The sequence below is a fragment of the Janthinobacterium sp. TND4EL3 genome (genome assembly GCF_900156175.1).
In the GTDB taxonomy this organism is placed as follows: domain Bacteria; phylum Pseudomonadota; class Gammaproteobacteria; order Burkholderiales; family Burkholderiaceae_D; genus Janthinobacterium.
On sequence record NZ_FTMV01000022.1, the window covers coordinates 62,097 to 85,674 of the forward strand.

The 23,578-nt window shown below is 66.0% G+C and carries 19 protein-coding genes; 12 read left to right on the plus strand and 7 right to left on the minus strand.

The features are described from left to right. Positions 1–3: 3 nt before the first annotated feature. Together BXA07_RS25765 and BXA07_RS25770 are read right to left on the minus strand one after the other, a co-directional pair. Positions 4–750 (minus strand): N-acyl amino acid synthase FeeM domain-containing protein, encoded by a 747-nt coding sequence (locus tag BXA07_RS25765; protein ID WP_076572203.1) that lies wholly within the window; start codon positions 748–750, stop codon positions 4–6. A gap of 198 nt (positions 751–948) precedes the next feature. After that, positions 949–1,572, minus strand: coding sequence for an XrtA/PEP-CTERM system exopolysaccharide export protein (locus tag BXA07_RS25770; protein ID WP_076572205.1), 624 nt, complete (start codon positions 1,570–1,572; stop codon positions 949–951). Positions 1,573–1,822: 250 nt separating this feature from the next. Between BXA07_RS25770 and BXA07_RS25775 the strand changes: the two genes are divergently transcribed. From BXA07_RS25775 to BXA07_RS25825, 11 genes are all read left to right on the plus strand, one after another. Continuing rightward, the gene (locus BXA07_RS25775; protein ID WP_076572207.1) at positions 1,823–3,352 is read left to right on the plus strand and encodes an XrtA system polysaccharide chain length determinant; all 1,530 of its coding nucleotides are present in this window, start codon (positions 1,823–1,825) and stop codon (positions 3,350–3,352) included. Between the two features lie 20 nt (positions 3,353–3,372). Beyond that, positions 3,373–4,224 carry an XrtA-associated tyrosine autokinase gene (locus tag BXA07_RS25780; protein ID WP_076572209.1) on the plus strand — a complete coding sequence of 284 codons (852 nt, stop codon included), beginning with the start codon at positions 3,373–3,375 and terminating at the stop codon, positions 4,222–4,224. Continuing rightward, on the plus strand, positions 4,208–5,743 hold the full coding sequence (locus BXA07_RS25785) for a TIGR03016 family PEP-CTERM system-associated outer membrane protein (RefSeq protein ID WP_076572212.1): 1,536 nt from the start codon (positions 4,208–4,210) through the stop codon (positions 5,741–5,743). Before BXA07_RS25780 ends, BXA07_RS25785 begins: the two co-directional genes overlap by 17 nt. 84 nt (positions 5,744–5,827) lie before the next feature. Continuing rightward, a complete protein-coding gene (locus BXA07_RS25790; protein WP_170909740.1) occupies positions 5,828–6,688 on the plus strand; it encodes an XrtA system polysaccharide deacetylase in 861 nt (286 codons plus the stop codon). Next, positions 6,688–7,794 (plus strand): FemAB family XrtA/PEP-CTERM system-associated protein, encoded by a 1,107-nt coding sequence (locus BXA07_RS25795; RefSeq protein WP_083708547.1) that lies wholly within the window; start codon positions 6,688–6,690, stop codon positions 7,792–7,794. The genes BXA07_RS25790 and BXA07_RS25795 overlap by 1 nt, the downstream gene beginning before the upstream one ends. Before the next feature lie 16 nt (positions 7,795–7,810). Continuing rightward, a complete protein-coding gene (locus tag BXA07_RS25800; protein WP_076572215.1) occupies positions 7,811–9,103 on the plus strand; it encodes a TIGR03087 family PEP-CTERM/XrtA system glycosyltransferase in 1,293 nt (430 codons plus the stop codon). Then, positions 9,100–10,665, plus strand: coding sequence for an exosortase A (gene xrtA, locus BXA07_RS25805; RefSeq protein WP_076572217.1), 1,566 nt, complete (start codon positions 9,100–9,102; stop codon positions 10,663–10,665). The genes BXA07_RS25800 and xrtA overlap by 4 nt, the downstream gene beginning before the upstream one ends. Further along, entirely contained in the window at positions 10,655–11,857 is a 1,203-nt protein-coding gene (locus tag BXA07_RS25810; RefSeq protein ID WP_076572219.1) for a TIGR03088 family PEP-CTERM/XrtA system glycosyltransferase, read from the plus strand. Before xrtA ends, BXA07_RS25810 begins: the two co-directional genes overlap by 11 nt. Before the next feature lie 10 nt (positions 11,858–11,867). Further along, positions 11,868–13,808 (plus strand): XrtA/PEP-CTERM system amidotransferase, encoded by a 1,941-nt coding sequence (locus tag BXA07_RS25815; RefSeq protein ID WP_076572222.1) that lies wholly within the window; start codon positions 11,868–11,870, stop codon positions 13,806–13,808. Between the two features lie 4 nt (positions 13,809–13,812). Further along, the gene (locus BXA07_RS25820; protein ID WP_076572224.1) at positions 13,813–15,036 is read left to right on the plus strand and encodes a TIGR04063 family PEP-CTERM/XrtA system glycosyltransferase; all 1,224 of its coding nucleotides are present in this window, start codon (positions 13,813–13,815) and stop codon (positions 15,034–15,036) included. After that, positions 15,033–17,468, plus strand: a complete 2,436-nt coding sequence (locus BXA07_RS25825) for a glycosyltransferase (protein ID WP_076572226.1) — start codon at positions 15,033–15,035, stop codon at positions 17,466–17,468. Before BXA07_RS25820 ends, BXA07_RS25825 begins: the two co-directional genes overlap by 4 nt. A gap of 14 nt (positions 17,469–17,482) precedes the next feature. Here the strand turns inward: BXA07_RS25825 and BXA07_RS25830 are convergent, their stop codons facing one another. After that, complete coding sequence (locus tag BXA07_RS25830) at positions 17,483–18,352, minus strand: hypothetical protein (RefSeq protein WP_076572228.1); 870 nt, start codon at positions 18,350–18,352, stop codon at positions 17,483–17,485. Between the two features lie 10 nt (positions 18,353–18,362). Further along, positions 18,363–19,103, minus strand: coding sequence for a DUF3944 domain-containing protein (locus BXA07_RS25835; protein WP_076572230.1), 741 nt, complete (start codon positions 19,101–19,103; stop codon positions 18,363–18,365). Positions 19,104–19,175: 72 nt separating this feature from the next. Between BXA07_RS25835 and BXA07_RS30940 the strand changes: the two genes are divergently transcribed. Beyond that, complete coding sequence (locus BXA07_RS30940) at positions 19,176–19,313, plus strand: hypothetical protein (protein WP_170909741.1); 138 nt, start codon at positions 19,176–19,178, stop codon at positions 19,311–19,313. Positions 19,314–19,427: 114 nt separating this feature from the next. Here the strand turns inward: BXA07_RS30940 and BXA07_RS30425 are convergent, their stop codons facing one another. The 3 genes from BXA07_RS30425 to BXA07_RS25845 form a co-directional block, all read right to left on the minus strand. Continuing rightward, the gene (locus BXA07_RS30425; protein ID WP_139335761.1) at positions 19,428–19,658 is read right to left on the minus strand and encodes a serine hydrolase; all 231 of its coding nucleotides are present in this window, start codon (positions 19,656–19,658) and stop codon (positions 19,428–19,430) included. A gap of 163 nt (positions 19,659–19,821) precedes the next feature. Further along, positions 19,822–21,681, minus strand: coding sequence for a serine hydrolase (locus BXA07_RS25840; protein WP_083708545.1), 1,860 nt, complete (start codon positions 21,679–21,681; stop codon positions 19,822–19,824). A gap of 204 nt (positions 21,682–21,885) precedes the next feature. Next, positions 21,886–23,118, minus strand: a complete 1,233-nt coding sequence (locus BXA07_RS25845; protein WP_212592366.1) for a DUF7832 domain-containing protein — start codon at positions 23,116–23,118, stop codon at positions 21,886–21,888. Positions 23,119–23,578: the final 460 nt, after the last annotated feature.

A 23,578-nucleotide genomic window follows, 5' to 3' on the forward strand; every position in this document is an offset into this window, starting at 1 on the left:
CAGTCAGTTGCGCCCTTGCCGCAAGCGGTCGGTAATGCCAGGCTCATCCCATGTTGGAAAAAAAAAGGGGTAAAACGACCGTTCCCCCCCATGCTGTTCCATCAGGCCGCCGTACTTGCGGATCTGCGCGCCCATGTAGCCGAGATCGAGCCGCAGCAGCACGGCCGGCGCGCCCACGCGCGTACACTCGCGCTCGCCGCCAAAGTCCCTGAAGCCCAGCATGCGCTTGTAGAACACCACGTGGCGCGGGTTGACTTCGATCACGTAATCCGTAAAGCCGTGGATATTGTGAGCATAAATATAAGAAATATAAATCAGCGCCGCGAACACGCGCTTGCTCACGCCCTTGTCGATGGCCAGGCGCGACGGTTCGCACAGGCGGCGGCCCTCGTCGCGCAGCAGGTCGAGCTTGTCGCGGAAATTCTCGTCGGCCGGCAAGCCCGTCTCGTCGTTGTCCAGGCACAGGGTCATGGTGCCCACCGTGGTGCCGGCCGTTTCCGCGAACAGGGTGATCTTGTTGAGCGCGTGCGCGATGCCGGGATCGACGGCGTAGCCGCGCCAGCCGTACATCTTGCGGATCAGCAGGCTCGCCGCTTCGCGCCGCCCGCGCGAATTGGCCATGCGGATATGAAAGCGCTGCAGGTCGAGTTCGTGCTCCATGGCCGGATCGATCTTGCCTTCACCCACCACCAGGTCGCTGAATGCGCCGGGCGTGTCGAAGGAAATAATGGGTTCGTCTTCAAAGCTCATCTTGTCCTCACGTTCATCGGCCGCCGTCGAGACGGACTGAAGCCAATGCCTTGTGACAAGAAGAAAAGTGGAGAAGTTCCCACTCCGGGCAAAAAAAACCAAAGAAATGCGCTATTTCATAGCAAAATTGCACGCTTTAATTTGCCCGCAAGTACAAAACTGCACACAACATGCTGTTTTGACAGGATTGTTGCTAATTTAAAAAAAACTCTCCGGTATCAGCAAAACGTCGCCGGGCCGCATCATGACATTCGCGGAAATATCGCCGTTCTTCAGCAAATCGTCGAGGCGCACGCCCAGCTGCTGCTGGCTGCCGTCGCGCATGCGGATGATGCTGGCCTTGTTGCCGGCGGCGAAATCGGTGATGCCGCCCACGGCGATGAGCACGTCCATCAGCGACATGCCGAGCCGGTACGGCAGCGCCTGCGGCTTGGCCGCCTCGCCGATGACGCGGATCTGCTCGCCATACGGCCCCGAGAAATTGGTGACGATCACCGTCACCACGGGCTGCTGGATGTACTTGCTCAAGGCGTGCTCGACATCGCGCGCCAGCTGCGTCGAGGTCTTGCCGCTGGCCACCAGGTCTTCCACCAGCGGCGTGCTGATCTTGCCGTCGGGCCGCACGGCCACCGTCAGCGACACTTCCGGATTGCGCCAGACGATGATGTTGACGGAGTCGCCCGGCCCGATCAGGTAGTCGTGCATGGGGGCGCTGTCGTCGGCGGGCGCCAGCGGATAGCGCGTGCGGCAGGCGCCGAGCAGGCCGGCGCCGCAGGCGAGCACCAGCGTGTTGCGGACAAATACACGGCGAAACGGATTCATGCGGGGCCTCTTCGGGTCGGTGGCGCGTCCATGGCCGGCCGCGCAGAAGCAGCCTGGGCCGCGAAGTTCCTATGATTATGAAAACCCGGCAAGCGAACCTTGAGGCGTATCAAGAAGCAATCATTTCGGGAAATCTTGCTCAACAGCCGCCATATACTTTGCGTACCCGGCAAGCATTTTCCGCCGCGCGCCAGGCCGTGCGCGCCGCAGGCCCATCCACCACGAAGCACCGTCATCCGAAGGAAGCGACATGGAGGAACTGATACAGCAGCTGCTTTCCAGCCTGAAAGGCATCTGGAAATACCGCTGGCATGCGGTGCTCGTGGCGTGGCTGGTGGCCATCGCCGGCTTCATCAAGGTCATCAGCCTGCCCGACGACTTCCAGACGTCGGCCCGCGTGTTTGTCGATACGCAAACCATTCTCAAGCCGCTGATGGCGGGCATGACCAGCGTGCCGAACGCGGAGCAGCAGGTGGCCATCATGAGCCGCACCCTGCTCAGCCGCCCCAATGTCGAGCGCGTCATGCGCATGGTCGACCTCGACCTCGACTCGAAGACCGTGCGCGAGCACGAGGCCCGGCTCGACGAACTGATGAGCAACATCAAGATCACGGGCACCAACGCCTACGACATCTACACCATCAGCTACAGCGGGCGCGACCCGAAACTCGTGCGCGACGTCGTGCAAAGCCTGCTCACCATCTTCGTCGAAGGCAGCTTCCAGGGAAAAAAGGGCGATTCGCAGAAGGCGGTGCAATTCATCGACGAACAGATCAAGAATTACGAGGACAAGCTGAGCGCGGCGGAAAACCTCGTCAAGGAATTCAAGATCCGCAACAACCTGCTGCTGCCGCGCCAGGGCATCGATTATGGCAGCCAGCTGCTGATGTCGTCCGACAGCCTGAACAACGCCAAGCTGGAACTGCTCGAGGCGGAGCAGGCGCGCAAGGCCATCCAGAGCCAGATCGAGGGCGACGAGCCCGTGCTGGACATGGAGCCGAACGCGGCCTCCATCACGAATCCCGAGCTCGACGAGCGCATCGCCACGCTGAACAAGAACCTCGACAACCTGCGCATGCAATTCACGGAATTGCACCCCGACATCATCGCCTCGAAGCGCCTCATCGCCCAGCTGGAAGAGCGCAAGATCGAGGAAAGCAAGGTCAAGGCCGCGTCCGGCGACCCGGGCAAGAACTACAGTCCCATGCTGCAGCAGCTGAAAGTGGCGCTGACGGATGCGGACGCCAAGGTGGCGGCCATCCGCGCCCGCGTGCAGGAATTTAGCGCGCGCAACGAGCGGCTGCTGGCGCAAAGCAATGCCGTGCCCGAGGTGGAGTCGCAGCTGGCCCAGCTCAACCGCGACTACATCATCAACAAGGAAAACTATGAAAAGCTGATCGGCCGGCGCGAAGCGGCCAAGCTGTCGGGCGAAATCAGTTCCACCACCGACATGATGGCCTTCAAGATCATCGACCCGCCCACGGTGCAGTACAAGCCCGTCGGGCCGAACCGTCCGCTGCTGTTTTCCGCGGCGCTGGGCGCGGCCCTGGTGGCCGGCGTCGCCGCGGCCTTGCTGATCAGCCAGGTGCGCCCCACCTTCCTCAGCCCCGCCGAACTGCGCGACGCGACGGGCTTGAACGTGCTGGGCACGGTCTCGATGAACTGGACGCCCCTGCAGCAGGTGCGCCGCCGCCGCGCCCGCTATGCCTTCGGCGCCTGCCTGGGCAGCCTGTTCGTGCTGTACGGCGGGGTCATGACGGCCGCGCTGCTGAAATTCTAGACGCCACCACGGGAGCCACGATGAGCAGCAAGGAGCGCAGCAGCAAGGACAGCGGCAGGCAGGAGCCGGTCATCCTGGGCGTGGCCGAGGCCGCCGCGCCTTACGGCCCGGACGGCGCCGGTGGCGGGGACGCCGCCGCGGCGGCCGCCCATCCCCGCTACCGCGCCCTGAACCTGGACCGGCTGCAGGAGCAAGGCATGCTCACGCACGACGGCGGACGCAGTGCCGTGGCCGAGGACTTCCGCATCATCAAGCGCCCGCTGCTGCGCCAGGCGCGCGCCAGCGGCGCCGACGCCATCCGCCACGGCAACCTGATCGTCGTCACCAGCGCCATGCCGGGCGAAGGCAAGACCTATTGCGCCGTCAACCTGGCCATGAGCATCGCCATGGAGCTCGATATCACGGTGCTGCTGGTCGACGCCGACGTGGCGCGCCCGTCCGTGCTGAAGGTGCTGGGCCTGGCGCCGGAGCCGGGCCTGATGGACGTGCTGCTCGACCCGCAGCTGGCCATGGCCGACGTGATCCTGAAGACCAACGTGGCCAACCTGAGCATCCTGCCCGCCGGGCGCAGCAACAAGCATGCGACGGAACTGCTGGCCAGCCGCGCCATGAGCCGGCTGCTGGCCGACATCGCCAGCCGCTACGCCGACCGCATCGTCGTCTTCGATTCGCCGCCCCTGCTGATCACCAGCGAAGCGCACGCGCTGGTGGGACAGATGGGGCAAGTGGTGATGGTGGTGGAAGCGGAAACGACAACCCAGCACGCCGTCAAGGAGGCGCTGCGCCAGATCGAAGCGTGCGAACACATCCATCTGATCTACAACAAGACCAAATCGTTCGCCGGCAACGATTATTATGGCTATTACGATTAGCCGCCGCGCGCCGCCGTCCCCGCCGCTGCTGCCCCTGCTCCTGTTGCTGCTGCCCGCGCCGGCCTGCGCCGTCGACTGGCTGGTGCAGCCCTCGCTGCGCCTGCGCGAAAGCTACACCGACAATGCGCTGCGCGCGCCGCCCGGCCAGGAGCAGTCCGATTTCATCACCGAAATCGCGCCCGCCATCGCCCTCGTCGGCAGCGGCCCGCGCCTGCGCGTCCACCTCGACTACAGCTGGCACAAATTCCTCTACGCGCGCCGCGCCGATACGGACCAGCATCAGCTGGACGCCGGGGCCGACGCCGAGCTGGTCAAGGACTGGTTCTTTGTCGATGCGGCAGCCGGCGTCAGCCGCCGCAGCATCTCGCCGTTCGGCCCGCAGGCCATCGGCGACCTGCCCGGCACGCAGAATGAAAGCACGGTGCGCACCACCAGCATCAGTCCGTACCTGCGCCACCGCTTCCGCAGCCTGGCCACGGCCGAGCTGCGCTACACGCGCAATACGGTCGACAGCGGCGGCGACCTGCTGTCCGTGCACAGCGACGAAGCGCAATTGCTGCTCAGCGGCGAACCGCGCGCCGGGGGCTGGACCTGGAACGCCAGCTACGACGTGCGCCGCACGCAGGACAGCAAGCTGGCGAACCAGCGCATGGAGCGGGGCAGCGTGGGCCTGCGCTATCCGTTCAGCAGCAAATGGGCGGCCACGGCCAGCGCCGGCGCGGAAAAGGAAGGCTATGAAACGCGCTCGGGCAAGGCGCCGCAGGGACGTTTCTGGTCGCTGGGCGGCGTGTGGACGCCATCGCCGCGCACCAGCGTGGCCTTCAGCACGGGCAGGCGCTTCTTCGGCCGCACCTACAGCCTGGACGCCAGCTTCGTGCAGCGCCACACCAGCTGGCAAGCGAGCTACGGCGAAGACATCACCACCATGCCCGCGCAATTCCTGCGCCTGGGCAACCGCGACGCGGCCAGCCTGCTCGATCAGCTGTGGCGCGGCATCTTTCCCAATGCACTAGACCGGCGCCTGCGCATCGACGCCTTCCTGCGCTACGCCAACGGACTGGGGCCGGAACTGGGCGCCATCAACTATTTCAGCCACCGCTATTTCCTGCAAAAGCAGGCCAAGCTCACGATGGCGCGCGCCACGGCAAAAAGCACGCTGCTGTTCGGCATCACCGCCGTCGACCGCACGGCGCAGACGGCCAGCGGCATCGACAGCGGCCTGCTGCCCGGCGTGGAATTCGGCAGCGAAGACCGCACGCGCCAGATCGGCGGCAACCTCGGCTGGAGCTGGCAGGCATCCTCGCGCAGCAGCGTCAACGTCAGCGCCGGCTATGCCGGCACGCGCTCGCTGAGCACCACGCGGCGCGACGGCAACGCCACCGTGACGGCCGGCTACACCCGCATCCTGCAACGCAAGGTGACGGCCAGCATCGACGTGCGCCACACGCTCCATACCAGCAACCGGGGCGGCGCCTACCGCGAAAACGGCGTCAGCGCCACGCTCACCATGCGATTCTGAGGAGCCCGCCATGTCCGCCCCCGATCTTGCGTCCGGCGCGCCCGCGCACCTGCCGTGCGTGGTGGCCGCGCGCGGGGGCACGCGATGACGCCGCCGGTGGTGTTGCCAGCACCGAAGAACGCGCTGACCATCGACATCGAGGATTACTTCCAGGTCTCCGCCTTCGCGCCGCACATCGCCCGCGCCGACTGGCCGCGCCTCGAATGCCGGGTCGAGGCGAATATCGAGCGCATCCTGCTGCTGCTGGAACGGCGCGGCATCCACGCCACCTTTTTTGCGCTGGGCTGGATCGCCGAACGCTATCCGGCCATGCTGCGGCAAGTGGCGCAGGCCGGGCACGAAGTGGCCAGCCATGGCTACGCCCACCTGCGCGCCAGCGAACAGTCGCCGGCCCAGTTCGCCGAAGACGTGCGCCTGAGCAAAACCATCCTGGAACAGCTGACGGGCCGCGCCGTGCTGGGCTACCGCGCGCCCAGCTTTTCCATCGGCGCCGGCAACCTGTGGGCCTTCGACGTGCTGCAGCAAGCGGGTTACCGCTACAGTTCCAGCATCTACCCGATCCGCCACGACCACTACGGCATGCCCGATGCCCCCCGCTTCGCCTGGCGCCCGCGCGGGCCGCAGGGCGTGCTGGAAGTGCCCGTCAGCACCGTGCGCCTGGGCCGGCGCAACCTGCCGGCCGGCGGCGGCGGCTATTTCCGCCTGCTGCCGTATCCACTGTCGCGCTGGCTTTTGCGGCGCATCAATTCGCGCGACGGCCAAGCTGGCATATTCTATTTTCATCCCTGGGAACTCGATCCCGGCCAGCCGCGCCCGCCGGGCCTGGGCGCGAAGACGCGCTTTCGCCACTACCTGAACCTGGGGCGCATGGAAGCGCGGCTGGCGCGCCTGACGGACGACTTCGCCTGGGACCGCATGGACCGCATTTTTCTTGAAAGCACATGATGCACGAGGCCAGCCTGCCACTCGGGTTCTCCGCGCCGCCGTCCGGCAACGCGCCGCATGCAGGCGCCTTCACCGTGCGGCAACTGCCACGCGACGCGCAGGCGCATGCGCGCTGGGACGCCTTCGTCGCGGCCTGTCCCGACGCCACCTTCTTTCACCGGGCCGGCTGGCAAACCGTCATGGAACAGGGTTTTGGCCACGACAGCTACTTCCTGTATGCCGAACAGGACGGGGCCATCGCCGCCGTGCTGCCGCTGGCCCACATGCGCAGCCGCCTGTTCGGTTCCGCCCTCGTCGCCCTGCCGTTTTGCGTGTATGGCGGCATCGCCGGCGGCCATGATGGCGTGCGCCGGGCCCTCGACGAAGCGGCCCAGGCGCTGGCGCGGCGCCTGGGCGTGGGCCACCTCGAATACCGCTGGCGCGACGCACGGGCCGATGCGGAAGCCGGCTGGCTGCAACGGCCCCTGTATGCGACGTTCCGCCGCCCCCTGCACGGTGATGCCGAACAGAATCTGCTGGCGATTCCCCGCAAGCAGCGCGCCGTCGTGCGCAAGGGCATCGCCAACGACTTGCACAGCGCCATCGATTACGACCTGCGGCATTTTTACCCGATCTACGCGGGCAGCGTGCACCGCCTGGGCACGCCCGTCTTCGCGCGCCGCCATTTTGCCCTGCTGCGCACGGTGTTCGGCGCCGACTGCGACATCCTCACCGTCTACCAGGGCTTGCAGGCGCAGGCCAGCGTGCTCGTGTTCTATTTCCGCGACGAAGTGCTGCCCTACTACGGCGCCGGCACCTTGCTGGCGCGCAGCTCGGGCGCCAACGACTTCATGTACTGGGAAGTGATGCGCCGCGCGGCCTTGCGCGGCTGCCGCCTGTTCGATTTCGGCCGCAGCAAGCTGGGCACGGGCGCCTTCGAATTCAAGAAAAACTGGGGTTTTGTCCCGCAGCCGCTGCCCTACGCCTACCGGCTCGTGCGCGCCACGGCCTTGCCGGAAGTCAACCCGCTCAATCCCAGATACGCGCTGTTCATCCGCGCCTGGCGCCGCCTGCCGCTGCCGCTGGCCAACCTGCTGGGGCCGCGCATCGTGCGGCAGCTGGGCTAAGCGAGGCGGACATCCCATGCGCGAACTCCTCTACCTGGTGCACCGCCTGCCATATCCGCCCGACAAGGGCGACAAGATACGCTCGTGGCACATGCTGCAATACCTGAGCCGGCATTTCCGCGTGCACCTGGGCTGCTTCATCGACGACGAGGACGACTGGCAGCACACCAAAACCGTCGCCGCCCTGTGCGCCAGCACGCGCTTCGTCGGTCTGCGGCGCGGCGCGGCCCGCTGGCGCGCGGCGCAGGCGCTGCTGGCGCGGCAAGCGATGAGCGTGCACTACTACCGCGACGCGCGCCTGCTGCAATGGGTGGACGGCGTGATATCGAGCGGCAAGGTCGGCCACGCCGTCGCCTATTCCGGGCCCATGGCCCAGTACATCGACGGCAGCGCGGGCCGTTGCCTGCACCGCGTGATCGATTTCGTCGACGTCGATTCCGACAAATGGCGCCAATACGGCGACAGCAAGCCCTGGCCCCTGTCGCAGCTCTACCGCCACGAAGCCCGCCTGCTGCTGCAGTACGAGCGCCATATCGCGCAGCAGTTCACGGCCGCCAGCTTCGTCTCGCCGGCCGAGGCGGCCCTGTTCCGCCAGTGCGCCCCCATGGCGCGCCGCAAGACGGGGCATTTCAACAACGGCGTCGACGCCGTGTATTTCGCCCCGGCCGCGGCGCCCTCGCCCGGACCGTATGCGCCCGGCGCGCAAGTGCTGGTGTTTACAGGCGCCATGGATTACTGGCCGAATGTCGACGCCGTGCAATGGTTCGTGCGCCATGTGTGGCCCGCCCTGCGGCGCCGGTTCCCGCAACTGCAGTTCTACATCGTCGGCAGCCGGCCCGCGGCCGCCGTCACGGCGCTGGCCAGGGTGGCCGGCGTGACGGTGACGGGCAAGGTGCCCGACATCCGTCCCTACCTGGCCGGCGCGGCCCTGGCCGTCGCGCCCCTGCGCATCGCCCGCGGCGTGCAGAACAAGGTGCTGGAAGCGATGGCGATGGGCAAGATCGTGCTGGCCACGCCGCAGGCGCTCGAAGGCATCGCCGCCCAGCCGGGCCTGGAACTACTGCTCGCACGCGACGACATCGAATTCATCCACCACGCGGCGCGCGTGCTGCGCAAGCAGCGCGACGGCGACGCCCGCGCCGGCGCGGCCATCGGCGCGGCGGCGCGCCAGCTGGTGCTGCAGGACCATGACTGGGAGAAAAACCTGCAGGGACTGGGCGCCATGCTGGGCGTGGGCGGCGGCGGGCCGGGCGCGGGACGGCCCGCCGGCCAGGGCGCGGCGCGGCCGGCGCGGGAAGCGTCGACATGAACGTGCAACTCGACAATCCCGGCGTCCTGCCGCCAGCGGCCCTGCTGCCCGGCGGCCGCGACGTCGCCCTGCCCGCCCTGCTGCTGGCCCTGGCCGGCGTCGCGCTGCTGTACCACGCCACGTTCTGGTCGATGGTGGAACTGTGGTCGCGCTCGCAGACCTTCGCACACGGCTACATGATCGTGCCCATCAGCGCCTGGCTGGCCTGGCGCCGCCGCGACCGCCTGGCCGCGCTGGCGCACCGTCCTTCGCCGTGGGGCGTGCCGCTGCTGGCCCTGCTGGGCCTGGCCTGGCTGCTGGCCGACGCCGCCAACGTGCAGGTGGTGGAACAATACGCGGCCACGGCCATGCTGCCCGCCTGCGTGCTGGCCATCCTCGGCTGGCCGGCCGTGCGCGTGCTGGCCTTTCCGCTGGCCTACCTGTTCCTCGCCGTGCCCTTCGGCGAAATCTTCCTCGAACCGCTGATCGACTTCACGGCCAGTTTCACCGTGGCCGCGCTGCAGCTGACGGGCGTGCCGGTGTTTCGAGACGGCAATAATCTATCGCTGCCTACAGGCAACTGGTCGGTGGTCGAGGCGTGCAGCGGCCTGCGCTACCTGATCGCCGCGCTGGCGCTGGGCGCGCTGTACGCCCACCTGAATTTCCGCAGCACGCGGCGGCGACTGGCCGTCATGGCCGCCGCCGTGCTCGTGCCCATCCTCGCCAATGGCACGCGCGCCTACCTGATCGTGATGCTGGGGCACCTGAGCAATATGCGCCTGGCCGTCGGCGTCGACCATCTCGTCTACGGCTGGCTGTTCTTCGGCCTGGTGGCCCTGTTGCTGTTCTGGATCGCCGCCCGCTGGCGCGAGGCGCCGCCGCTGCGCGCCGCGCGGCCCGCGCCGGCTCCCGCGCGCGCCGCCACGACGCATCGCCGCGCCACCATGCGCGCCTGCGGGGCCTGTCTCGCGCTGGCGGCGCTGTGGCCGGCCCTGGCGTTGGCCAGCCACCGGGGCGACGGCGGCGTCCCGCCCGCCATGGTCCTGACCCTGCCCGACCCGCCCGCCTGGCGCCGCCTGCCCGGCGCGCAGCCCCCATGGCGCGCGCCCCATGCGGGCACGCCCGCCCGGTATGCGGCCACGTACGCGCGCCAGGACGACGGCGCGCAGGTGGACCTGCAACTGGCCTGGTATGCGCGCCAGTCGCGCGGCGCCGAACTGCTGGCGCACCAGAACCAGCCCTATGGCGCGCGCTGGGTGGCGCTGGCGCACGGCACGCAGCAGCTCGCGCTGGCAGGCGGGCCGCTGGCCGTGCGCGAAAGCGTGCTGGCCCATGGCAGCGAACGGCTGCTCGTCTGGCGCTTCTATCGCCAGGGCGGCGTCGCCACGGCCGAACCCGTGCTCGTGAAACTGCTGCTGGCGCAGGCCAAGCTGCTGGGCACGCGCCAGGATGGCGCGGAAATCCTCGTCATGGCCGCCTACGACGAGCTGGCGCCGCCGCCGCGCGCGTCGCTGCACGCGTTTTTGCGCGCCGCGCTGCCGGCCATCGGCCGCCGCCTGCAGGAGCCGCCCCATGGCGCCTGAACTGCCCCTCGGCCACGCGGCTGGCGGCGATGCGCCGCCGCTGATCGTGCACGTGATCCACCAGTTCGACGTGGGCGGCCTGGAAAACGGCCTCGTGAACCTGCTCAACCACCTGCCGCCCGGGCGCTACCGCCACGCCATCGTCTGCCTGAAGAACGCCACGGCGTTCCGCCAGCGGCTGACGGCGCCCGGCGTGGAAATCATCAGCCTGGACAAGCGCGAAGGCAAGGACTGGCGCCACTACGTGCGCCTGTACCGCGTGCTCAGGCGGCTGCAGCCAGCCGTGGTGCACACGCGCAACCTGGGCTGCATCGAAGCGCAGCTGCTGGCCTGGCTGGCCGGCGTGCGCCTGCGCGTGCATGGCGAACACGGGCGCGATATCAGCGACCTGCACGGCACCAGCCGCAAATACCGGCTGCTGCGCAAATGCATGCTGCCCTTCGTGCACCACTTCATCGCCGTCAGCGCGGACCTGGGACAATGGCTGGTGGACGTGGTCGGCGCCGCACCCGAGCGCGTCACGCACATCGGCAACGGCGTCGACAGCGTGCATTTCCACCCGCGCCTGGGACCGGCGGCGGCCGTCGGCCCGCCCGGCTTCCTGCGCAACGGCGCCTTCGTCATCGGCAGCGTGGGCCGCATGGCGGCCGTCAAGGATTATCAATCGCTGGTGCAGGCCTTCCTGCTCCTGTTGGCCCAGCCCGGCGCCCACGCGCGCCTGCGCCTGATCATCGTCGGCGACGGCCCCTGCCGCCAGGCTTGCCTGACCCTGCTGCAGCAGGCCGGCGCGGCCCATCTTGCCTGGCTGCCCGGCGCGCGCGACGACGTGGCCCAGCTGCTGCGCGCCATGGACCTGTTCGCGCTGCCGTCGCTGGCCGAAGGCAGCTCGAACACCATCCTCGAAGCCATGGCGACAGGCTTGCCCATCGTCGCCACCCAGGTGGGCGGCAATGGGGAACTGGTGCAGTCGGGCTGGAACGGCACGCTGGTGCCGCCCGGTTCGCCCGACATGCTGGCCGACGCCATGCTCGATTACTACAGCATGCCGGAACTCGGTCCCCGCCACGGCGCGCGCGGGCGGCGCCTGGTGCTGGCCGAGCACAGCCTGCCCGCCATGGCCGGCGCCTACCTGGCCGTGTACGACCGGCTGACGGGCGCGCCACAGCCCTCGCCCCTGTCCACCACTCCCTGAAAGGCTTCCCATGTGCGGCATCAGCGGCATCTTCGACCTGCAGGGCCAGCGCGACATCGACCTGGGGCTGCTCTCGCGCATGAACCACAGCCTGCGCCACCGCGGCCCCGACGAAGGGGGATTGCACCGCGAGCCGGGACTGGGGCTGGCGCACCGGCGCCTGTCCGTCATCGACCTGGCCAGCGGCCAGCAGCCGCTGTTCAACGCCGACCGCAGCATCGCCATCGTCTTCAATGGCGAAATCTATAACTACCGCAGCCTGATGGCCGAACTGCGCCAGTTCGGCCACGCCTTCCGCACGCAGAGCGACACGGAAGTCATCGTCCACGCGTGGGAACAATGGGGCGAACAATGCGTGCAGCGCCTGCGCGGCATGTTCGCCTTCGCCCTGTGGGACCGCCGGCGCCACCTGCTGTTCCTGGCGCGCGACCGCCTGGGCGTCAAACCCCTGTACTACGGCGAGGCGCAGGACGGCACCCTGCTGTTCGGCTCCGAACTCAAGGCCCTGCTCGCGCATCCGGCCATGCCGCGCGACCTCGACCCGCTGGCCGTGGAAGAGTATTTCGCCTACGGCTACGTGCCCGAGCCGCGCAGCATCTTCCAGCACGCGCGCAAGCTGCCGCCAGGGCATACCCTGTCGATTCGCGCCGGCCGGCCGCTGCCCGCGCCGCAATCGTACTGGGACATTCCGTTCGCGCCGCATGCGCCGGCCGGCGAAGCGCAGCTGGCCGACGAACTGCTGGCGCGCCTGCGCGAAGCCGTGCGCATCCGCATGGTGGCCGAAGTGCCGCTGGGGGCGTTTCTCTCCGGCGGCGTCGATTCGAGCGCCGTCGTGGCGCTGATGGCCGGGGCCAGCGCCACGCCCGTCAACACGTGTTCCATCTCGTTCGGCGACCCCGCCTACGACGAGGCGCGCTATGCCGACCTGGTGGCGCGCCGCTACGGCACCTTCCACCATGCGCGCCAGGTGGAGCAGGACGATTTCGAGCTGATCGACCTGCTGGCGAACCTGTATGACGAGCCGTTCGCCGACAGCTCCGCCATGCCGACTTACCGCGTCTGCCAGCTGGCGCGCCAGCGGGTCACGGTGGCCCTGTCGGGCGACGGCGGCGATGAAAGCATGGCCGGCTACCGCCGCTACCGCCTGCACGCGCGCGAGGAAAAGCTCAGGGGCATGCTGCCCGCGGGCCTGCGCCAGTCGCTGTTTGGCGCCCTGGGGCGCTGGTATCCGAAGGCCGACCGCGCGCCGCGCTTCCTGCGCGCCAAGACCACGTTCGAGGGCCTGGCGCGCGACACGACGGACGCGTATTTTCACGGCGTCAGCCTGCTGGGCGACGCCATGCGCGCGCGCCTGTTCAGCCCCGAGCTGCGGCGCGGCCTGCAAGGCTACCGCGCCGTCGAGGTGCTGCGCCGCCACGCGCTGGCCAGCCCGGCGCAGGACCCGCTGTCGCAGGTGCAGTACCTCGACCTGAAAACCTACCTGCCCGGCGACATTCTCACGAAAGTCGACCGGGCCAGCATGGCGCATGCGCTGGAAGTGCGCTCGCCCCTGCTCGACCAGGATCTGGTGGCGTGGATGTCCGGCCTGCCGCCGCAGCTGAAGCTGCGCCGCGGCGTAGGCAAGTACCTGCTGAAGAAGGCCCTGCGCCCGCTGCTGCCCGACACCCTGCTGTACCGTCAAAAAATGGGCTTTTCCATCCCGCTGGCCGACTGGCTGCGCGGGCCGCTGCGCCAGCGCCTGCAGCAGCGGCTGCTGGGCCCCACGCTGGCGCAGTGCGGCCTGTTCGACATGGACTACGTGCGCCTGCTGCTGGAGCAGCACGCGTCCGGCCGGCGCGACTACAGCGCGCCGCTGTGGGCGCTGCTGATGTTCGAGGCCTTCTTGCGCCAGGTGCTGCCCGTCGACGGGCGCCAGGCGCCGCTGCCCGCGCCGGCCATGGCCATGGAGTGAGGCCATGCGCATCCTGCACATCCTCGACCACTCGCTGCCCCTGCACAGCGGCTACGCGTTCCGCACCGTGGCCATCCTGCGGCAGCAGCGCGCGCTGGGCTGGCACACCGTGCAGCTGACGGGCGCCAAGCAGGGGCCGTCCGAAGCCGGGCAGCAGCTGGTCGACGGCTGGCATTTCTACCGCACGGCGCCCAGCCGCCGCTGGTGGGCGCGCCTGCCCGTGCTGCGCCAGGCGGCCGTCATCGTCGGACTGGCCGTGCGCCTGCGCAGGCTGGCGCGGCGGCTCCGGCCCGACATCCTGCACGCGCACTCGCCCGCCCTGAACGCCATCGCCGCCCTGAATGCGGGCCGCGCGCTGGGCATCCCCGTCGTGTACGAAGTGCGCGCCTTCTGGGAAGACGCGGCCGCCGACCATGGCAGCAGCCGGGCCGGCGGCCTGCGCTACCGGCTCACGCGGGCGCTGGAAAGCCACGCGCTGCGCCGCGCCGACGCCGTCACCACCATCTGCGAAGGCTTGCGGCGCGAACTGTGCGCGCGCGGCGTGCCCGCGCATAAAATCACGGTCATCCCGAACGCCGTCGATGCGGGCGCCTTCAATGCCGCTCATAATCCGGCATTGGCCCGCACGCTGGGTTTGGATGGTCATCCTGTCATCGGCTTCATCGGCTCGTTCTACGCCTACGAGGGCCTGGCCCTGCTGCTGCAGGCCATGCCGGGCATGCTGGCGGCGCAGCCCGCATTACGGCTGCTGCTGGCCGGAGGCGGCCCCCAGGAAGCGGCGCTGCGCGCGCTGGCGGCGCAGCTGGGCGTCGAGAGCGCCGTCGTCTTCGCCGGCAGGGTGCCCCATGCGCAGGTGGCCGCGTACTACCAGCTGCTCGACATCTGCGTGTATCCGCGCCTGCCCATGCGATTGACGGAGCTGGTGACGCCATTGAAACCGCTTGAGGCGATGGCCCAGGGGCGCCTCGTGGTGGCGTCCGACGTGGGCGGCCACCGCGAACTGGTCGAGCATGGCAAGACGGGCATGCTGTTTCGCGCCGGCGATGCCGGCGCGCTGGCGCAGGCAGTACTGCACCTGCTGCTGGCGCCCGACAGCTGGACGCCGCTGCGGCGCCAGGCGCGCGCCTTCGTCGAGACGGAGCGCAGCTGGGCCGCCAGCGTGGGCCGCTACGCGCACGTGTATGCGCGCGCAACGGCGACACGCGTGGCGGCGGGAGCGATGCCTTGATCTTCACGGGCTTGCGCATCGCGCTGGTCGGCCCGCTGCCGCCGCCGGCCGGCGGCATGGCTAACCAGACGCGGCAACTGGCGGCGCTGCTGCGGGCCGACGGCGCGCAGGTGCAGCTGCTGGCCGTCAACGGCCCCGTGCTGCCGCCCTGGCTGGCGCGCATCCGCTACCTGCGCGCCGCGCTGCGCCTGCCGATTTACCTGTGGCGGCTGTGGCGCGCCGCCGATACGGTCGACCTGTTCCACGTCATGGCCAATTCCGGCTGGTCCTGGCATTTGCACGCCGCGCCAGCACTGTGGATCGCCAGCCTGAAAGGCAAGCCGGCCCTGCTCAACTACCGGGGCGGCGAGGCGGCAGCCTTTTTCGCCCGCTCGCCGCGCCTGGTCTCAATGAGCTTGCGCCGCGCCAGCGCCATCGTCGTGCCTTCGGCCTACCTGGCCCGCCTCTTCGAGCAGCACGGGCACACGGCCCACATCGTGCCGAACGTGGTGGACTTGCAGCGCTTTGCGCCGGCAACGCCGCGCACACCGGGCGCCGCCGGCCCGCGCGTCCTCGTCGCGCGCCACCTCGAAGCCCTGTACGACAACGCCAGCGCCGTGCGCGCCTTTGCCCTCGTGCGCCAGGCGTACCCCACGGCGCGCCTGGTGCTGGCCGGCGGCGGGCCGCAGCGCGCGGCGCTGGCGCGCCTGGCCAGATCCCTGGGAGTGGACGCTGCCGTGCGCTTCGCAGGCCCCGTCGACAGTGCCGCCATGCCGGCCCTGTACCAGGCCAGCGACATCGTCCTCAATCCCAGCCTGGCCGACAACATGCCCAATTCCGTGCTCGAAGCGCTGGCCTGCGGCGTGCCCGTCGTCAGCACCAACGTGGGCGGCATCCCCGCCCTGCTGCAGGACGGCGTGACGGCGCTGCTGGTGCCGCCCGGCGACGCGCCGGCCATGGCGCAGGCCATCGTCGCCCTGCTGCGCGACCCGGCGCGCGCGCAGGCGCTGGCGCAGGCCGGCCTGGCGCTGGCGGCGCGGCACGACTGGCGCACGGTGGCGCCGCTGCTGGCCACGCACTACCGGCGCATCCGCGCCACGCCCCGTCCCGGCGCCTACACGCGCCTCGTCGCCCACTGGCTGTTTCCCCTGCACGAATGGTTCAAGCGCCACCACAGCACGCGCCTGCTGTGGCGCATGGAACGCTCGCAATGGTGGAGCGCACGGCAGCTGGAACAGTGGCAGCTGGCGCGCCTGCGCCAGTTGCTGCGCCATGCGGGCCGGCACGTGCCCTACTACCGCGCCCTGTTCGCCCGCAGCGGCTTCGATCCCGCCCAAGTCAGACAACTGGCCGACCTGTCCCGCCTGCCGCTGCTGCGCAAGGCGGACATCGCCGGCGCGCGCGACAGCTTCAAGTCCGCGCGCGCCGTGGGCTTGCGCCCGTTCGCCACGGGCGGCTCCAGCGGCGAGCCGCTGCAGTTCTTCCTCGGCCGGCGCAGGGTCAGCCACGACATCGCCGCCAGGTGGCGCGCCACGCGCTGGTGGGGCGTCGACATCGGCGACCGCGAAGCCGTGCTGTGGGGCTCGCCCATCGAGCTGCACGCGCAGGACCGCCTGCGCCGCCTGCGCGACGCGCTGCTGCGCACCACCCTGCTGCCCGCGTTCGCCATGTCGCCCGCGCGCCTGGACGGCTACGTCGAGCAGCTGCGCCGCTGGCGCCCGCGCATGCTGTTCGGCTATCCGTCGGCCCTGTGCCGCATCGCCAGCCACGCCAGCGCGCGCGACCTGCCGCTCGACGGCCTGGGGGTCAAAGTGGCGTTCGTCACGGCCGAGCGCCTGTACGACGAGCAGCGCGCGCAGATCGCCGCCGCCTTCGGCTGCCCCGTCGCGAACGGCTACGGCGGACGCGACGCGGGCTTCATCGCTCACGAATGCCCGGACGGCGGCATGCACATCACGGCCGAAGACATCATCGTGGAAATTGTCGATGCCCAGGGCCGGCCGCTGCCCGCTGGCGCCACGGGCGACATCGTCGTGACCCACCTGGCCACGCAGGACTATCCCTTCATCCGCTACGCCACGGGCGACGTGGGCGCGCTGGGCACGCAGCCCTGCGCCTGCGGCCGCGGCCTGCCCCTGCTGCAGAAGATCGAAGGGCGCAGCACGGATTTCCTCACGGCCGCCGACGGCACCGTCATGCACGGCCTGGCCCTCGTCTACATCGTGCGCGAACTGCCGCAGGTGCGCAGCTTTAAAATCATCCAGGAAAGCCTGCTGCGCACGCGCGTGCTGCTCGTCTGCCAGCCGCGCCTGGACGACGCCACGCGCAGCGCCATCGTCAGGGGCTTCCGGGCCAGGCTGGGCGCGCAGGTGGACATCGCCATCGAGGAAGTCGACGAGATCGCGGCGGAGGCGTCGGGGAAGTACCGGTATGTGGTGAGCGAGGTGACGTAGGCAGGCAGCCCGCGTTACATTGCCACCCGGCCCGCCGGCAGCGACAGCTGCATTTTTCCGTGCTCGGATTGGAAAAGCTGTTTCGCATTCGCCTCGACCGAACGATAGACCTCGCTGCGCGCTCCGGCGACGCCGCGTATCACTTCGCGGTGTAACTCATTCATGAAATGACGGAAAATCTGCAGACCATCGTTGAATCGCCCTGCACCATCGAGCAGCAGATGTTCTGCCAGCCGCAGCTTGCCGATACGCGCGCAAAGCAGGTATTCGATATGAATTCCAGCAGGAATCATGTCGAGCATTAACTGGGCGAAATTGGTGATCAGCTCAAAATGCGTTGCGGACACGTCTTTGGACGACTTCGTCAAGGCGAGAATATTATCGATAAAGGACAGAACTTCATTGCGTTTCGCCGCCATGCTGGTCAACAGCGGAATGGCAAGCTCGCGTATTTCCGATGCCAGGCTACGATCGTGCAACAAGGTTCGCGCTGCCTCCACCAGTCCTACATATTCACTGATCTTATCCATGTAAAATACAATGTGCTGCGAACGCACATCTTGCGCGATGACATCGACAGTGGCCTGGATTTTATCCAGTTTCTTTGCCAGATATTTTGTCTGCACCACGATCGCGGCAAGAATAATGCCGGTCGAAACGGCCGCGGCGATCACCGTCGTCGCCTGTGCCATTTTCAGCGCTTCTTCCACGCTCCTGGCCGCACTTTCCTTGAAGGGAAGATGCTGGATGATGCCAGACCCGCCGCTGCCCTCGGCCCAGTATGCCACGCCGTCATGTATGGCTACCTTGCCTTCCTCCATCGCTTGTATCAACACCGGCTTCAATTTGGCCTGGTCGATGATCCATATCGTTTCTTGCAACATTTACATTTCCTTAGAAAAATTCACGTGCTTCGCATTCCCGGCGCATATAAGCGATCTGAATGACGGCAGGGATGGTTACGCGATATGCGGCGCCGCTGATTGCGGGCACGGTGAGCGCGGCCGACACGGCCAATCCGACCGGTCCGGCAAACATGGCCAGGCTTCTGCCCAGACCACCTGTCGCAATGACGCCAATCGCCCGTCCCGCGAACATGCTTGCAGCGGATCTGGCGATCAGCGCCGATATCTGCAGGGAACCGATGCCGCTCAACAAGGCCGCTTTCAGCAAGGCCAATCCTTCCGCATCGCGTGAGTTATTGCCGATATCAAATTCCTTCAGCAGCGCAGCACGTTGTTCCGCACCGAGCTTTTCCCAGGCATCGCCGATGAATTTCTCCAGCAGCTTGTTTTCCATCGCATAGGCGGAACTGTTTTTTTCCGTCTTGACTTTCTGGTTATCGCATACGTCCGACAAAATCTCCTTGTAAAGCACGCCATCGCCGCGAAACAGGTTGACGATCGTGTCGCCGCCGAAATGCTGAAGCTCTCCGGCAATCAACTGCCAGCATTGCCGGTGCTGGTCTTTCTTTCCAGCAAACTTCTTGAAGTTGTCATCCTCAACAAGCTCGCTGGCGATGCGAGCCGATCCATCTTTGTCGTGCGTGAGATAGCCAGCCAACACACGCAAATCCTCTTCCTTGCAATACGGCAGGAATACGAGGTCTTCATCGACGCGATATTTGATACCCATATTTCTCCTTGGTAATTTTCTTGTATTGTATTTTTAATTGCGCCCAACTTACAAGGCAAAACAAGGAAAAACATGCAATATGAAGCCGATACCGTTTTATTCCCCCATCGACACCTGACGGAGAATGTCAACAGCGGCGAAGTGACTGCCTGGACCAGGAGCGCAGGACAAAACCAGGCCCCCGCGATCATGGTTTTCACCTGGCAGTGACCCCGCCAGGAAAATTATTCCGTTGGCCGTGCTTGCAAGGCATCTTGCGAAACGGAAATTCGCATTGACCTGACTATCTTAAAAGACTGCTATTCATTACTATTTTCCTTACTTTTATTTCGAATGGCAATTAACGCCACTGTCTTCGCTAAACTGATTTTCCAAAACAATGACATCGACATCTTTTTCAGGAAAATACACTTTGATTGATGCAAATCCCAGGCCTTTTCCGGAGTGGCCTATGTATCCAGGCGATGCCTTATCGCTCACATACACGCCGTAACCATCACCGATTTCTCCGTCACCGAAAGCCACGTGCTGACTGGATATGGAATAATTCGTCATCAGCTTATAGCTTTCGGCCTTTAATATCCCCCCTTCAGTGGCAGCATCGTTTTTCTTTCAATATGGAGATTCTGATTTGACTTATTATTTCCAAGGAAACGCGCATTTTCATCACAAGAAGTTCTACAAGATAAACCACCTGACGACCAGGCACGCCGGGCGTTCAGTCGTCCACCAGATCGAAGTCGGTAAGCAAACCGTCCGCAGTCAGGTAAACCAGCAATGTGCGCTCCGGCTTGATGCCGCTGACATGGTAGGCAAGGACACTGTCCACCTTGCTGCCATGACGTTCGACCTCCCGGCCAGCAACCACTTGCTCGTGCAAAAAAGTGAGTGACTTAACATTGACGAGTTCGCCAATGGCTTGTGTGCCAAAGTTGTTCTTGATGCCCGGTGTCGCAAAACCCGAATTGCCCAGGCCGCTGCCGCCACGCGCAATGTCGGAAAGCAAGTCCTGCACGTTCCGGGTACGCGCAGGCTGGGGGTCGGCGCGTTCTGCCACTGTGTGCATCAGCGGGCCGATGCGCGGCGCCTTGTTGGCTTTGCCCTTGGTCGTCACGACGACGTCCGTCACCTCTCCTTGTGCATCGACGATGAAAGCCAGTTCGCAATTGCGCGACGTCGAATGGAAACGGTGTGCGCCGACAGGCACGAAGGTTTCGTCGGGCAAGCCATCGAAAATGCTGCGTAGCTGGCCACCCCGCATATCGAAGGTTCCCATCGTGTTGTTCGCCAACTCGTAGCGGCCCGTGTAGCGGATGAGTTCCTTGGCATCGATGTGGATGGCGGGGTGCTTGAGCAACACGTCATAGTCGGCTTCTGGCCAGTGATAAGCGCGGCCGATGGCGGCTGTCAGGCGGTCCATCATTCTGGAGTTGTCATTGGCGTTAATCATGATCACGGCGCCTTGGCCTGTGCCGGAAAATGCCGTCAGCAAGGTATCGAAGCCTTCGTCACGCCCGCCGTGCGAGAAGCGTTGCGCGCTGCCGCTGCCGTGAAGGAAGACGCCCAGGCCCGCGTTCTCTATTTGCGCGGTCAGCATCTGCCGGGTCAAGGCTGCCGAGATGACGGGGTTGGACGTGCCAGCCAGAGACTGCTGTACGCCGATGGCGAAGCGCGCCAGATCCGACGCGTTGGTCCATAGACCGGCCGCCGCCATTTCCGGATACACATGCCAGCGTCCTGCCACCAGGCTGCGGTCGGCAAGGTGGCCGCTGGCATTCAGGCGCGCGCGCTCGGCTGGCGGCGGTTGCAGATAGGAGCTCTCCTGCATGCCCAAGGGCTTGAGGACGGCGTCGCGCATGTAGTCGGCAAATGCCTGACCGCTGACGTCGGCCACCATTTGCTGCATGACGGTGTAGCCGCCACCGGAGTAACGCACCTTGCTGCCTGGAACCAGGTCAACACGGATGGGCGCGGTATTGGCGGGCTGCTCCCCGTTGAGCACCTGGATCACGCCGGGCAGCGGCGCATTGCTGGCGTAGCCGGGGAAGCCGTGCACGGTCAGCCCGGCGTTATGGCTGAGCAGCCTGCGCAAGGTCACCTTTTGTTCGGCCGACAGGGTACTCTCCGGCAGTTTCCACGTGAGCAGCCTGGTATTGACGTCATCGTCAAGCGCAAGCTTGCCTAGCTCTACCAGGTGCAGCGCCCCCAGCGCGGCCACCGGTTTGCTGACGGAACCGGCCTGGAACAGTGTGTGCGGGCTGACCGGCGTCTTGCCGCCCTTTTCCGTGACACCGTACCCTTGCGCCCTGACAATCTTGCCATTGTCGATGATGGCCAGCGACAGGCCGGGGATTTGCCGCATCGTCATTTCGGCTTTGACGATGTCGTCCAATGCGTCCGCCTGGGCGCCACTTGCGAACAACAGGGTAACGATTACTGCCAGGGAATGAACTCGCATGAACGCCTCTTTCAATGGTGAATGACGGATGTCAGTAAGGAAAAGTTGACGATACGTCACCTTACCCGGCCACCATGCACGATTGCGACAGGCGGTCGGATACCAGTCCTGGGCGGTCATTTTCCCGGATGGGTTGCGGTCCGCATTGGCGGGCGCCAGCGCTTCGGGGCGCAGGTTCCGCCCCGAAGACGGCGGCGGCCCGCATGAATCGCGTGACGGAGCCGCCTAAAAAATGACGGCTGGCCGCCGTCATCGTTTATGGAAGCAACCAAGCGGGCTGGAATTGTTGCGCAAATCCCGCCTGGCGCGAGTCCGCCCAGAAAGTCAGGACTTTGGCGGCAAAGTCAGGCCGCTTTGAAACGCCAGCCTGATGTCCCTTTCGTTCGAGTAGGCGGAAGATTCCCACACCTCGCCTGCTTGAAGCCGGGTGTATGTCTGAAAGATATTACGCCGCCACGGGGATGGTCTGGAAGCAACGTATCCAGTGAAAAAACGTTGCGCCTGTTCCTGGGTGCCGAAGCACAACAAGAATGACAAAGGGACAGGCGTTGAATCGCAAAGGGCGGGGAAACCGCCACCATGCGACGCCAGATGTTCAAGCGCCTGCGGACGATCGGCAAATAAGGAGAAAAGCGGCAGGCAGCGTTCGGCGAGCAACTGGCACATCTCCTCAATCGAGGAGCGCGCCGTCAACCCCGCCACCTGCCAGACAATGGCGCTGGCAGCTTTTTCGGGCCGAAGCAAGCCGCCAAATACAATGCAACCTTCGTAACCGGCTGCGCCTCCCCACTGCGCCAGCCACTTCTTCAGGGCTTTGCTGGCGATGGAGAGGCCGACCGTCATGCGAACATCGCCGCGGGAATTATAGCGCTCGGACTCGAACGATACCTCGAAAACGGTGTCCTTATCGGCAGCCACCTTCTTCCAAACGGTTCCTGCCTTGTTGGGCTTAAAGCCATGCGGCGCGAGAAATTTCCCGACTTCCTGGCAAGCATGAAGAAACTGGGCTTTGGGATCGCACTGACGGTTGACGGGATCGGCCGACCACGCCTGCCATTGGCTGAAACGCTGGTCGAGGATGGGTTTCAGTTGATCGAATTTCTCCCAGGTATTCTGGACGTGATAGACGCTCGGGTACTCAAAGCCCTGCGCGGCGGCGTGGCGGTTGAATACGTCACAATAGTCTTGCAGAAAGCTGCCATGCTGTCGGGCAAATGTCGACTTTGCATCGTAATAGTCAACGGTGAAAGCATTGCCCTGATCGTTGAGATCGTCCTCCCATAGCTTGCCATCGCAGGCATCGATCAGAAATTCAAGTCCGGTCATTTCCCGATTTGCCAGACGCCTTAGCTCCCGGGGGGAATCTGTGCGGTGGAAATCGCTCGCCATGCCCTGGTTCAGCAACCAGGCCAGGAACATGCCGATATGGATGCCGCCATTCTCTTCCGGTAAATCATCGGGAAACTTTCCACCAGAATGCCAATCAATCCTGTCATATCCCATTGTGCAAATCCATAAAAATATCGAAACAGTAATTTTTTTGTTGCCCTGGAGCAATTGCCAGCGTGCCTGGTAACGCCCTGATCCGTGGCATGACCGCCACCTATCCTCCTCCGGGCATCCTGCTCATCTCTGCTTTCCCAGTTCCCTATTGGACGGCCGCTGTCGTCGGTGGCTGCCGCCCCCCGCCATGCAGGATCTCACCGGGTGGCGGCATACAGCGCGTCAACGTCCGCGCCACGGATCAGGTCGAGGTGCCGGCCTATCCATTCGGCCGGGCGGTCCCACCAGGCGATTTCCAATAGCCGTTGCACGGTAGCGGCATCGAAACGCTCCCGGACGACACGTGCGGGATTGTCGCCTGCGATGGTACAGGACGTTGTCTTCAAAATGCCTGACGCCGTCGGGATCGTCGTAATAGGTGTTTAGATTCGTGGGATCATGTACCTATGCGTAGTTGGCCACTCTTCAAGGCCAGGCAGGTTTTGCGTACACTGTTCCAATCTGATCTTTCACT